Origin of the sequence: Niveispirillum sp. KHB5.9 (assembly GCF_048066115.1) — a bacterium.
Taxonomy (GTDB): Bacteria; Pseudomonadota; Alphaproteobacteria; order Azospirillales; family Azospirillaceae; genus Niveispirillum.
Map to the genome: position 1 here is coordinate 128,365 of NZ_JBLTYX010000010.1, position 13,224 is coordinate 141,588.

The following is a 13,224-nucleotide window of genomic DNA, read 5'->3' on the forward strand; positions in this document are numbered from 1 at the left end:
TGATCGCCATCGATCCGCGGGATCGACAGCGCCATCTTTCGTGATGCGGGAAGACACTCCTTATTGACGTTACCCTGCGGCTCGCCCTCGTACCGCAGTGCCGAAACCATGGTTGGTTTACCATAGGCCCCGATCTATCGGAAAGACATTAACGTAGGGATGGTCTACGTGGAAGCGCAGACAGACAAAAACAACTTACTGACATGGAGATTAGCATATCCGATGCAGGAAAAGCACAGTCTTTCGGCATGTCAACCTATGCCTTTGCGCAGGGGTCCTAGCCGGAAATGGGCAGAACAGCAGGACTTCGGGGGTAATACGCCCCGGCAGCGGGCAATGGCATACACTCTTGTGCAACCGCGACTCCGAGAGACCGGGATCCCCGCAAAAGGTTAAGGCGGGCCCCTTTCGGGGACCCGCCCTTGCACGTTAAAGTTATGTTGCAGCGCGGAAATTACATGTTTCCTCAGGCACCGGGCGCCGCCATCCGGCGGCCTGGGCTTGACAGCGACCACGCGGGTCGCCGGCCGCCGACAGTCGTTTCCCAATGACCTTGGATCAGGCCGGAGCGCGATCCGAGACGCCGCCGCCCAGCGCCTTGTACAGTGTGACCAGATTGGACAGGCGCTGCTGGCGTAGCACGATCAGGCCGCTTTCGGCGGCATAGAGGCTGCGCTGCGCATCCAGCACCTGCAGGTAATTGTCCACGCCCCGGTCGTACCGGGCCTGGGACAGGGTATAGGTCTCGCGCGTGGCGGCCACCAGGGCCGCCTGGGCCGCCACCTGGTCGTCCAGGGTGGAACGGGCTGCCAGCGCGTCCGCCACCTCGCGGAAGCCGGTGCGCACCGCGCCCTGGTAATTGGCGACGGCGATGTCCCGGTCGGCCCTGGCCACATCCAGGTTCGCCTCGTTCCGGCCGAAATCGAAGATCGGCAGGCTGGCATCGGCCCCCACGCTCCACACCTTCGTCCCACCCTCGAACAGGCCGGACAGCGAGGTGCTGGCGGTGCCGAGCGCACTGGTCAGGCTGATGCGCGGGAAGAAGGCGGCCCGCGCCGCCCCGATATTGGCGTTGGCGGCGCGCAGGCTGTGTTCGGCCTGGGCGATATCGGGCCGGCGGGTCAGCAGGTCGGACGGCAGTCCTTCCGGCAGGCCCGGCACCAGCAGCGCCCCATCATCGCCCAGCACCTTGTCGGCGGCCACGCTGACGGGGCTGCCCACTAGCAGGGTCAGGGCGTTCTCGTCCTGCGCTACCTGCCGGCGGAAGGCGGCATGGTCGGCCCGCGCCGTCTCCAGCGTGGTTTCGGCCTGACGCAGTTCCAGCATGGAGCGCGCACCACGGTCGAAGGCCAGCTTCACCAGATCGTAGCTTTCCTTCTGCGCATCGAAGGTCCGCTGCGTCAAAGCCAGCTGTTCGCGGTCGGCCAAAAGCGTCAGGTAGGCGTTCGCCACTTCCGCCACCAGGGCCAGACGCGCGGTCTCCCGGGCGGCGGCGGTAGCGAAATAGCTTTCCAAGGCGGCATCGGACAGGCTGCGCACCCGGCCGAAAAAGTCCAGCTCGAACGCCGTGACGCCGACGCTGGCCTGGTACTGGCTGCTGATCTGCTTCTGCGGCTCGTTCACCCGCGAACGGGTGCCCGTGCCGGCGATGCCGACGGTCGGCAGCTGCGCCGAACGCTCCACACGATAGAGCGCACGGGCCCGCTCGACATTGGCCGTGGCCACCAGCAGATCGTGGTTCTGCACCAGGGCCTGGTCGATCAGGCCGCGCAACCCCTCATCCAGGAAGAAGTCCCGCCAGCCCAGGTCAGCCAAGGGGGCCGCCGCAGTACCGGTGGAGGCCTGGGCATAGCGGTCGGCGATGCCCGTGGCCGGGGCCTGGTATTCGGGCGCCATGGAGCAGCCGGCCAGCAGCAGCGGCAGCAAGGCCAGGGTGGATATACGCTTCGTCATCATCATCACTCCTGGCCCGCGGCCTGCGGCTTCTTGCGGCTGAAACGCTTCACCATCGTTTCCACGCCGACGAAGAAGATCGGCACGAAGAAGATGGCCAGCATCGTGGCCGCCAACATGCCACCGATCACACCGATACCGATTGCGTTCTGGCTGCCCGATCCGGCACCGGATGCCAAAGCCAGCGGCGAAACACCCAGAATGAACGCCAGCGAGGTCATGATGATGGGACGCAGGCGCTGACGCGCCGCTTCCAGCGTGGCCTCCACCAGATCCATGCCCTTCTCGTAATATTCCTTGGCGAATTCCACGATCAGGATGGCGTTCTTGGCGGAAAGCCCGATGGTTGTCAGCAGGCCCACCTGGAAATAGATGTCGTTGGACATGCCGGTCAGCGTGGCCGCGACCACCGCCCCCAGCACGCCCAGCGGCACCACCAGCATCACCGCGAACGGGATCGACCAGCTTTCATAAAGGGCCGCCAGGCAGAGGAACACCACCAGCAGCGAGATGGCGTAGAGCATGGGTGCCTGGGCACCGGACAGACGCTCCTCATAGGACAGGCCGGTCCAGGCATAGCCGATGCCGGGCGGCAGCTTGGACACGATCTCCTCCATCGCGGCCATGGCCTGGCCGGAGCTGTAACCCGGGGCCGGCTGGCCCTGGATGTTCATGGAGGCGGTGCCCATGAACCGTTCCAGCTTGGGCGGGCCATAGTTCCATTCGGCCTTGGCGAAGGCCGAGAAGGGCACCATCTCCCCCTGGTCGTTGCGCACATGCAGCTTGGCGATGTCGTCGGGCAGCATGCGGAACGGTGCGTCGGCCTGCAGGAACACGCGCTTCACGCGGTTCTGGTCGACGAAATCGTCGATATAGGTGGACCCCCAGAAGGCGGTCAGGGTGCTGTTGATATCGGCGATCTGAAGACCCAGCGCCGCAGCCTTGGCCTTGTCGACCTCGATCCGCAGCTGGGCCGTATCCTCCAGCCCGTTGGGGCGCACGCCGGCCAGGGCCGGATTCTGCGCAGCCATGCCCAGCAGCTGGTTGCGGGCGGCCAGCAGCGCCTCGTGCCCGGCACCGGCCTCGTCCAGAAGCTGGAAGTCGAAGCCCGTGGCATTGCCCAGTTCCTGCACCGCCGGCGGGGTGAAGGCGAAGGCCATCGCATCCTTCAGGCCCATGAAGGCGCCCATGGAGCGCATGGCGACGGCCTGGGCCGTGCCCTCATGCCCTTCGCGTTCCGACCAGTCCTTCATCGGCACGAACACCATGGCGGAATTCTGCCCCTGGCCGGCGAAGCTGAAGCCGGCGACGGAGAACACGCCCTTGATATACTGGCCTTCCTGGTTCAGCAGGTAATCCTCGACCTGCTTCACGGTCTCCAGGGTACGCTCCTGGGTGGAACCCGGCGGGGCCATGACCATGGCGAACATGATGCCCTGGTCCTCTTCCGGCAGGAAAGCGGTAGGCAGGCGCACGAACAGGAAGCCCAGCAGGGCCACCAGCCCCACGAACAGCAGCAGGAAGCGTTTGCTTCGCCGCAGCACGCCGGTCGTGGCATTCACATAGGTGCGGTTGGCGCGGTTGAAACTGCGGTTGAACCAGCCGAAGAAGCCCTTGCGCTCATGATGGTCCTGGGCTTTCAGGATCGTGGCGCACAAGGCCGGGGTCAGCACCAGCGCTACCAGCACCGACAGCGCCATGGCCGATACGATGGTGATGGAGAACTGGCGGTAGATGACGCCCGTGGAACCGGGGAAGAAGGCCATGGGCACGAACACGGCCGACAGGACCAGGCCGATGCCGACCAGGGCACCGGTGATCTGGTCCATGGATTTGCGCGTGGCCTCGCGGGGCGACAGCCCCTCCTCCGCCATCACGCGTTCCACGTTTTCCACGACCACGATGGCGTCGTCCACCAGCAGGCCGATGGCCAGCACGACGCCGAACAGTGTCAGCGTATTGATGGTGAAGCCGAAGGCCGCCAGGATGCCGAAGGTGCCCAGCAGCACGACCGGCACGGCGATGGTGGGGATGATGGTCGCCCGGATGGACTGCAAGAACAGGTACATCACCAGGAAGACCAGCACCACCGCCTCGATCAGGGTCTTCACCACCTCCTGGATCGACAGTTTCACGAACGGCGTCGTCTCGTACGGGTAGCTGACCTCGACCCCGGCCGGGAAGCTGGGGCGCAGGTTCTCGATCGCCTGTTTCACGGACTCCGCCGTTTCCAGGGCGTTCGCCCCCGTGGCCAGGTTCACGGCCAGGCCGACGGCGTTCATGCGGTTGTAGCGGGAGACGAAATCATAGCTTTCGCCACCCAGTTCCACCCGCGCCACATCGCGCAGATGCACGGCGGCACCGTCACGGGCGGATTTCAGCAGGATGGCTTCGAACTGCTCCGGCTTCTGCAGGCGGCTCTGCGCCGTCACGGTGGCGTTCAGCTGCTGGCCCTTGACCGACGGCGTGCCGCCGACCTGGCCCGCGGAAACCTGGGCGTTCTGGGCGCGGATGGCGCTGGACACGTCATCCACCGTCAGGCCGAAACCGGCCATCTTCACCGGGTCCAGCCAGATGCGCATGGCATAGCCGGAACCGAACACCTGCACCGAACCGACACCGTTCACGCGGCTGATCGGGTCCTGGACGCGGGTGGAGATGAAGTCGCCCAGATCGATGCCCGACAGCCGCCCGTCGGTCGACGCGAAGCCGGCCACCATCAGGAAGCTGGCCGCCGACTTGGCAACGGTCACGCCACGCTGCTGCACTTCCGACGGCAGCGAGGACAGGGACGGCGTCACCTTGTTCTGCACCTGCACCTGGGCGATGTCGGGATCGGTCCCGGCATTGAAGGTCAGGGTGATGGTGACGCTGCCCGAACTGTCGCTGCTGGCCGACATGTAACGCAGATTGTCGATGCCCTTCAGGTTCTGCTCGATCACCTGGGTGACGGTCTTTTCCAGCGTTTCGGCCGAGGCGCCGGGATATGAGGCGTTTACCGCGATGGTCGGCGGGGCGATGGCAGGATATTGCTCGATCGGCAGGCGCATGATGGACAGCGCGCCGGCCAGCATGATCACGATGGCGATCACCCAGGCAAAGACCGGGCGATCAATGAAAAACTTCGCCATTTCGGTTCACTCCGGGATGATCAGCGGGCCGGGGCCGGTGCGGCACCCGCCGCGGCCGGGGCCGGATTATAGGGCACGGGCTTGACCTGGGCGCCGGGGGCGGCCTTCAGCACGCCCTGCACGATCACCCGATCCTTGGGTGCCAGACCGCCGGTCACCACCCACTGGTCGCCAACGGCCTTGGCAGCGGTGACCGGACGGACCTCCACCTTGTCCTCCTTACCCACGACCATGGTCATAGCGGCACCGCCGGGGCCGATGATCACGGCCTGCTGCGGCACCAGGAAGGCATCGGCGCGGGTCCCCTGATCAACCACGGCCCGCACGAACATGCCGGGCAGCAATTCCAGGTTCTTGTTGGGGAAGGTGGCGCGCAGGCCCACGGTGCCCGTCCCCTCATCCACCGTGATGTCGGAGAAGTCCAAGGCCCCCTCCTGGGCATAGGGCGTGCCGTCGGGCAGGATCAGCCTCACCTTCAGCTTGCCGCCCTCGGCGATGGTCGCTTGGCCCGCCGCCACCTGCCGGCGCAGGGCCGCCATGGCATCGGCCGACTGCGTCAGGTCGATATAGATCGGGTCCAGCTGGGTGATGGTGGTCAACAGCGTGTCCTGCCCCGCCACAACCAGGGCGCCCGGCGTGATGCGCGAACGGCCGACACGGCCGTCGATGGGCGCGGTCAGGCCGGCATAATCCAGGTTGATGCGCGCCGTTTCCACATTGGCCTTGCCGGCGGCCACCGCCGCCTCACGCGCACCCAGGTCGGACACGGCGTCATCATATTCCTGCTGGCTGACGCCCTTCACGGCCACCAGTTCCTTGTAGCGGCCGGCCTTGGCCTTCACCGCCGTCAGCTGCGCCTCCGCACTTTTCAGATCGGCCTGCGCCTGCGCCAGGGCGGCGCGGTAAGGGGCGCTGTCGATCTGGTAGAGCGGCTGGCCGGCCTTCACATCGCCGCCTTCGGTGAACAGCCGGTCCTTGATGATGCCCGACACCTGCGGCCGGATCTCCGCCACCCGGTAGGGCGTGACGCGCCCCGTCAGCTCCGTCGTCAGCGTATAGGGGGCGGGATTGACCGACACCACCGCGACCTCCGCCGGCGGCATCGCCCCCATGCCGGCCCCACCGCCGCCCTCCTGGCCGCAGGCCGTAAGCGTCAGTGCCATCAGCACGAGGGGGCCGGAAAGCCGAGGGGTCATACGCATGGTGGAGTTCCTTGAACTTCGTTGTTGCCGGCGTCGCCGGTCATGGAATTACATCCGCGAGCGGATGTATCATGATTGCGCGCCGATGGATATGGTTAACAGGGTTCGAGGCGTCTAACACTTTCGTGATAAACCTCGCGAACCCGCAAAGCCGCCCTGCCGAACCGGCGACCCTGAAGATTTTGGGGCTGTTATCAGGTGAACACAGATCATTTCATGTGATCCCAATCACAATTTCGCCAGGAAGTGCCGGGCAGACCCCCGTTGCAAAATTTCAAATGCCGAAAAGTCCGGAACTGTGCGCAAAGCCCGCCCCCCATCCCGATGACGCCAGCACATTGGCGGATATCAGGAAGACGGATGGGACCGGGGGAATCCGACAGGTCCCGGCACTATTTTCAGGATGATAATGTATCCGCGCCCCGCCAACATGCGGCCGCGTTCACACCCCAAGCGGTAAGGATGGGGATCATGTCCCCCGAGCGGTAAGGGAAGAGGGGTCAGAACCCGCCAGGGACTTTATAAATGTCCGGCTCCGCCGGCTTTTCCACATAGGACAGGCGCATGCTGGCGCCGGCCACCTCCGGCTGGGCGTCGGGCTTGGCCGGCGGCTTCTTGGCAATGCCCAGGATCAGCTCGGTCAGGCGGCCCTGGGTGTCGGTGCCCTGGAAGACCAGGATATTGTCGGCCCCCAGCGGCTGGTTCAAAATCAGCCCTTCCTGGCGGTATCCCTGGCCCAGCAGGTAGTTGCGCAGGGAATTGACGGCCCCCACGATCTGTTCCGGCTTGGTCGGCGACCCGATCTCCTGCCCCCAGATGACGTTGACGCGGAACAGCTTTTTCGACTTGTAGCCCATCATGTAGGCGACGATGGCCGGCCCGCTGTCGGGCAGCAGGTCGTTGACCTTGATGACCAGGGCGGAGGTGCGCTCCGTGGGGTCCTCCACCTTCTGGATGGCATCGCCCGTCAGCTTGAAATCCTTACCGATGGCGTCGCGAATCTGGGCTTCGGTCATGCCGAAGCGGGCATTGCGGAAGCCTTCCACCTTCACCTGGCCGGCAGGCTTTGCGGCGGCCGACGGATTCTGGGCGTTTGCGGGCAGAGTGGCCAACAGGCCCGCCAGGATTGCGACCAGCGCCTTGCGCATCTTCACCCTCATCCTTACGCCTTGGGGGACAGTATCCCCATCCTTACCGCCTGGGGGCATCGCTTGCGACGTCGCAAATGCGCACCCTCAATCGCTGGGTGGCATCAGCCCTTGATCAGCCGGTCGATCCTGTCGCGCAGCGCCGTCAGCGACGCGACCTCATCCTCGGCCAGCCGGCCGGCCCGGTCGGACAGCTTGTCCAGGCTGCGGCCCAGCTTGCGGGCCACGGACAGGACGGGGCTTTCATCGGCCGCAGGGGCCGCCGGCTGCTGCTTGGCGGCGCGCAGTTCCTTGATGGTGGCCCCTTCCTTGATGCGCGCCCACAGTGCCAGGCGCGCCTCCTCCCCCTCCGTGTCGGCCAGGACGTAGAGATGGCTTTTCGTCACCTTGTCGCGGAAGCCGGGATATTCGGCCTGCACCTTGTCCGGCAGGCCGCGCAGGGCCAGCAGGCGGGAGACCTCCGACTTGGACAGGCCGACGACGACCGCCAGCTGCTCCTGCGCGTAATTGTGCCGTTCGCCCAGCCGGCCCAGGGCCGACGCCGTCTCCAGCGCGTCCAGGTCGCGGCGCTGGAGATTCTCCACCAGGGCCACTTCCTCGATATCGCCCCGGGTGATGACGGCGAAGATGGTGGGCTTGCCCAGCAGCCCGTGCGCCCGCCAGCGCCGCTCACCCGCCGCGATGATATAGCCACCATCGGCGTGCTTCTTCACCAGGATGGGCTGCAGCAGGCCGTTATGGCGGATGCTGTCGGCCAGTTCCATCAGGGCGGTGGGGTCGAAATGCCGGCGCGGCTGTTCCGGATTGGGATGGACCTGTTCCAGGTCCAGTTCCACCAGTTCCGGGAAATCGGCGGAAGTGCCGAACAGGCGGTTCATCCCGCTGTCGCGCGGCACCATGGGCATGGCGGGGGCAAGCGCCGGATTGGTGCGGGCGAGCTTACGCGACACGGGCTTCCTCCGTCTGGTCGGCTTCAAGCAGGGAACTGGCCACCTCGCGGAACGGGGCGACCAGGGCCGGGTCGGGCGCCACATCCACCGTCGGTTGGGCGGCCGCCACCGATTGCGGAAAAATGGTGGAGCGCGGCACCGGCGTGAAGATGCGCAAGGAGCCGCCGAACCGTTCCGTCAGGTCGGCCAGGGTGGCCCGGTCCTGGGTATGGCGGGCGGTGAACATGGTGGGCAGGATGCCGATGATCGACAGGTCGGGATTGCCGCGCCGGCGCACCTTGGCGATGGTGTCCAGCAGCAGCGGTACGCCCATCATGGCCAGCATCTCCGTCTGCACGGGGATCAGCACGCCGGTGGCGGCGGCAAGTGCGTTCAAGGTCATCATGCCCAGGTGCGGCGGGCAATCCAGCAGGATGTAATCATAGGCGCGGGCGACGGTGGACAGCTTCTCCCGCAGCACCAGCGTGCCCATCGGTTCCGCCATCAGCTCCGTCTCCGCCGCCGACAGCAGGATGGTGGAGGGCAGCAGGTGGAACCGCCCGTCACAAACCGGCATCACGGCACCGGAAACCGGCTGGTCCTTCAGCATGACGTGATATGTCGTGCGCCCCGCCTCCGACGCCTCGGCCTGGCTGATGCCCAGATGCACGGTGGCGCTGGCCTGCGGGTCGGCATCGACCAGCAGCACACGCTGGCCCAAGGCGGCCAGGGCGGCGGCGATGTTGACGGCGGCAGAGGTCTTGCCGACCCCACCCTTCTGGTTGGAAATGGCGATGATGGTGGCTCGGTCGCGCTGCCGGCGGGCGGGCGTGCCGATGACGTCGGAAACAACCTGCGGGATCTTCTCCGTACCACCCTCCCAGCGGGAGACGCGGCCCTTGTCATAACGACGGCCCAGACGGGCATTCAGCCAGTCGGCGAAGGCCTGCTGCGTATCCCCGCGTGCTTCCCGCGCAGCCCTCAACGCCGCCCCATCCATGACCTGCCCCCAGTGCTAGTGGCTATACCTGCGCCGGGAGCATAGGGGTTGGTTGACAGGGTGTCAACTGGTGGGGTTGTGGGGTGTCAACAAGTGGTACGCCTTCTTCCCTTACCCCGCCAGTTCGTCGCCTGCTTGCGCAGGCACGTCAGGGACACGGGCAAGAAAGCTGTGCAACCCCTCACCGGTCGCGCCATCGGCCCGCTCATGCAGAAAAGCCGCTGCCGTCTGCACAGCGCCCACCTTCTCGGCAACCGCGGCAGCAATCCACTGATTAAGCGAGACGCCATCTTCCTTCGCCAGCCGGGCCGCGGCGTCCTTGATGGAGGTCGGCAGCTTAAGGGGATATGTCGCTTTGCTCATAACGCGAATCCTTTCAGAAACTCAGCGGGCGTTTCCACCACTAAACCAAAACGGTTCGCTGTTCGGAAATCCCGGCCATTATGAGTGACCAGTCGATCCGCACGGCCATTGACGGCCGCTTCCAAGACCAGTTCATCGGCTGGATCAGCCAGTTGCGGCCGCCAGATAAACCGCACTTCCACCGGTTCCATAATCGCCGCCAGTTCACGGAGCAGCAGCTCGATATCCGGCAGATCAAGCCCATGGGCCTGACGCTGTTCGGCCCGCTTCAACACAGCCTCATACTCAAGGAAGAGCGCCGTTGTCGCCAGACCCTGGAATTTTCTGTCCGCCAACAGATTTAGGACGGCAAAGGATGCACCCTGCCTGCTACGCAGGCCCGCCGCCAAAACATTGGTATCAAGGACAGCCCGTAACATAGGGGAATTCTATATCAGAATTCCCGGAAGACCAAGGGCATGACATCACATGGGATGTTATCCACCTTCCGGCGATCAACCTTCTCAATAATCCACCCCATCCAGGAAATCCGCCGCCGCATCGGCCCATTCCAGCGGCGCCTGGTCCAGGATGTCGATCCCCCCGCCCTCAATGGCGTGGAAGGCGAAGTCGGGGCGCATTCGGTGGGCTTCCAGGGCGGCCTGATAGATCATGTCGCCGGTATTGGTCAGGATCAGGGTCGGCTGGCGCAGGGCCATCAGCGGGCCTTCCTGCCGGTACATGAAGGCGGCGGCATGGCCGTACCAGTAAGTGCCCATGGCGAAGGCCTGCATGGCCTGGACGACATAGTCGGTGATGCGGGCCGGGCCGATCGTGCCGGCGGCATAACGTTCGCGGATCTTCGCCACCTCCACCATATGGGCCGCCTCCGGCAGGGCGGTGAAGGCCTTTTCCCGTTCCACGACGTCGGTGATCAGCGCCTGGCGGACATTATCCGGGATCAGCAGCGGGCCGCCCAGGATGCAGGCGCTGATGCGGTCGGGATAGAGGTTCGCCGCCTCGTTGCCGACCAGGGCGCCGGTATGGTGGCCGCCGATGGCAGCCAGGTCGATGCCCAACGCATCCAGCAGGGGCGGGATCGCGGCGGCGTAATCGGCGATGGTGGGGGCGAAACCGGTCGGGTCGGACAGGCCGAAACCCGGCAGGTCCAGGGCGATGGGGCGGATGCCACGGTCCAGCAGCGGCTGGAACACATAATCATACTCGTTGGCGGACATGATGGCCTGATGCACCAGCACCAGCGGCTTGCCCCGTTCCCCATCCCAATAATGGATCTGGCCGAAGGGACCATCCGCATAACCGCGCCGCAACCTTGCCATCACCCTATTCCCCGATCTGGAAAACCGGGGAACAGCTTCAGGCCGGGCAGGCCGACAGGCACGCGGTGATCAATGGCCTGTTCGACAGGCGGTCAGGCCTTCTTCACGAAGCAGGTCTTCAACACCAGGCCCTTCACCTTCTCCACCTTGCCTTCGATCTCTTCCGGATCGTCGGTCAGGTGGATGCCCTTCACCACGGTGCCGCGCTTCAGCGTGACATTGGCGCCCTTGACCTTCAGGTCCTTGATCAGGGTGACGCTGTCACCCTCGGCCAGCAGGTTGCCGTTGCAGTCCTTGACGTCCATCGTCCACATCCTCCGGGGTCTGTCGGCGCGGACCATAGCCCAGGGGATGCGGGTGTCCGGATTGATGAAAGCACATCACGCCCCGGACCTATTGTGCATCTGTTGATATCGGGAAGAGATTATCGACCGGTGCGGGCAGCCAGGAACTCCACCTCGGCGATGGAACCCGACGTCAGGGAGGACAGGACCGAGCGCATGGTCGCCTCATGGCTGCGCCGGGCCGTCTCGGCCGTGGCGGCGTGGCCGGCGCGCAAGACCAGCTTGCGGGTGCCGCGCGCCGTCTCCTCGATCGCCACCACGCTGAGGTCACGCAGCAGGGGGCCGGGCACCTGCTTCTGGCTCAGCGCGTGGCGGGCGGCAGCCCACAGCGCTTCGGCATCGTCGGCATCCGGCAGCGGCGGGGCCGGTTCGGGCAAGGGGCGCGCGGTGGCCAGGGCCGGCTTCGCCGTCCCCTCTCCCGCCTCGCGCCGCGTCTTGCGGCCGACGGAGCTACGCTCGCGTTCCAGGAAGGTGTCGGCAGCCTCATCCTCGTCCTTGGCGTGGAAGGTGAGGGTCACCTCCTCGATCTTGCGGCCCTTCCGCTTCATCTTCTCTTCCGGCATCTCCACACGGAAGGGGGCGAGCTGGTTCACCTCCGCCATGGCGCGGTCGATGGTACGGGTGCGCAGGATGCCGAAATCCTTGTACGCCCCCTCCGGCACGTTCAGCAGCTTGCGCAGCGTCTCGATATCCAGCGTCAGGGACGGATGGTCCATCTGGTAGCGCTGCATCCCGATCTCATAGAGCTTCAGGGCATAGGTGCTGGTGACCTTGACCATGGCCGGGCCGGACAGACGGGCCCAAAGCTGGGAGGAGCGCTGGAGTTCCAGGAAGGCGTCGGTGAACTGGAAATGGATATCGACACTGTCGCTCTCCACCTCATCCTCCGGCCGGACATAGGAGGAGAGGATGCGCAGTTCCGCGCGGCTGCGCCGGCCACGGAAGGGGCCGATCACCACCAGGCTGCTCTCGTAAATCTCCTTCACCGCGTCGAAGATGCGCTCATTGCCCTTGTGGTTGCCACGCACGACCTTCTTGGGCAGGCGGTAGAGCTTGTTGGCGAAGTTCTGGCTGCCGGCCAGATGAATCATGAAATTCAGCATCTTCTGCGCCGGCAGCGACAGGCGGGAACCGTTGGCCGGGTAGGAATAGACGGCTTCGGCCGCCTTGATCAGATGCTTGTAGCCGTCGCGTTCAAAGGTGGCGGCGGCCACGCGTGCCGTCTGGCCCGTCCGGTCCAGGGCCGGCAGGTTCTCCCCTGCCCCGCTGCTGTCGACTAGGCTGCCTTCCACGTCGATGACCACACCACCATCGCCGGCCGTGGGCACATAGGGTACGATGGCAGCCAGCTTCTCAGGTCCCGCCGCATCGGCGGTGCTGGTCTTGCGGCGGCTTGGCGGCATGGTGGTTCCCCTGTTCCCTGCAGTGCGATCGGTCCAAATGCGTTCATCTGGACCGTGAATCGCACTGCAAACCGAAAGCACTTGCCGGCAAGCTAGTCCCTTCCTTACAGCCGAGGCAAGTAAGGAAAGGGGTTTTCCACAGGGAATTTCATACCCTTACGGGATGGGGGCAACGCTTACGCCCTGGGGCGTATGTCAAACGCCCCCGCCATGTGGGGATAGTCTCCCCCGATCTGTAAGGTTGATGGCCGAAAACCCCAGCAAATCCGCGGCTCTCCGCGCCCTAGAATCTTTACTAGAATCTTGGAACAAAAGTCAGGAAAGGATTTTGGGGAGATTGAGGGAGGATGGATAGGGCCATCGTCCTGCAGCTGTCGCGACTCGCGGTGACAATTCCTTACCGGTTGGGGATGCAGCGACTCCGATGACAGG

Annotated in this window: 11 protein-coding genes; all 11 read right to left on the reverse strand. The window is 65.1% G+C overall.

Translation table 11 applies throughout. The features are described from left to right. Positions 1–558 precede the first annotated feature (558 nt). The 11 genes from ACM9HJ_RS17395 to ACM9HJ_RS17445 all read right to left on the reverse strand — a co-directional run bounded on the left by ACM9HJ_RS17395 (position 559) and on the right by ACM9HJ_RS17445 (position 12,792). The gene (locus ACM9HJ_RS17395; RefSeq protein ID WP_416573024.1) at positions 559–1,953 is read right to left on the reverse strand and encodes an efflux transporter outer membrane subunit; all 1,395 of its coding nucleotides are present in this window, start codon (positions 1,951–1,953) and stop codon (positions 559–561) included. Positions 1,954–1,958: 5 nt separating this feature from the next. Continuing rightward, positions 1,959–5,084, reverse strand: coding sequence for an efflux RND transporter permease subunit (locus ACM9HJ_RS17400; protein WP_416573025.1), 3,126 nt, complete (start codon positions 5,082–5,084; stop codon positions 1,959–1,961). A 20-nt stretch (positions 5,085–5,104) separates the two neighbouring features. Beyond that, positions 5,105–6,286 (reverse strand): efflux RND transporter periplasmic adaptor subunit, encoded by a 1,182-nt coding sequence (locus ACM9HJ_RS17405; RefSeq protein WP_416573026.1) that lies wholly within the window; start codon positions 6,284–6,286, stop codon positions 5,105–5,107. A 500-nt stretch (positions 6,287–6,786) separates the two neighbouring features. Then, positions 6,787–7,434 (reverse strand): hypothetical protein, encoded by a 648-nt coding sequence (locus ACM9HJ_RS17410; protein ID WP_416573027.1) that lies wholly within the window; start codon positions 7,432–7,434, stop codon positions 6,787–6,789. Between the two features lie 104 nt (positions 7,435–7,538). Then, the gene (locus ACM9HJ_RS17415) at positions 7,539–8,384 is read right to left on the reverse strand and encodes a ParB/RepB/Spo0J family partition protein (protein WP_416573028.1); all 846 of its coding nucleotides are present in this window, start codon (positions 8,382–8,384) and stop codon (positions 7,539–7,541) included. Next, positions 8,374–9,348 (reverse strand): ParA family protein, encoded by a 975-nt coding sequence (locus ACM9HJ_RS17420; RefSeq protein WP_416573029.1) that lies wholly within the window; start codon positions 9,346–9,348, stop codon positions 8,374–8,376. The genes ACM9HJ_RS17415 and ACM9HJ_RS17420 overlap by 11 nt, the downstream gene beginning before the upstream one ends. A gap of 126 nt (positions 9,349–9,474) precedes the next feature. Then, on the reverse strand, positions 9,475–9,726 hold the full coding sequence (locus ACM9HJ_RS17425; RefSeq protein ID WP_416573030.1) for a pilus assembly protein HicB: 252 nt from the start codon (positions 9,724–9,726) through the stop codon (positions 9,475–9,477). Beyond that, entirely contained in the window at positions 9,723–10,145 is a 423-nt protein-coding gene (locus ACM9HJ_RS17430) for a putative toxin-antitoxin system toxin component, PIN family (protein WP_416573031.1), read from the reverse strand. Before ACM9HJ_RS17430 ends, ACM9HJ_RS17425 begins: the two co-directional genes overlap by 4 nt. Before the next feature lie 84 nt (positions 10,146–10,229). Further along, the gene (locus tag ACM9HJ_RS17435) at positions 10,230–11,045 is read right to left on the reverse strand and encodes an alpha/beta fold hydrolase (protein WP_416573032.1); all 816 of its coding nucleotides are present in this window, start codon (positions 11,043–11,045) and stop codon (positions 10,230–10,232) included. 92 nt (positions 11,046–11,137) lie between these two features. Further along, on the reverse strand, positions 11,138–11,350 hold the full coding sequence (locus tag ACM9HJ_RS17440) for an alkylphosphonate utilization protein (protein WP_416573033.1): 213 nt from the start codon (positions 11,348–11,350) through the stop codon (positions 11,138–11,140). Positions 11,351–11,469: 119 nt separating this feature from the next. After that, complete coding sequence (locus ACM9HJ_RS17445; protein ID WP_416573034.1) at positions 11,470–12,792, reverse strand: replication initiation protein; 1,323 nt, start codon at positions 12,790–12,792, stop codon at positions 11,470–11,472. Positions 12,793–13,224 lie beyond the last annotated feature (432 nt).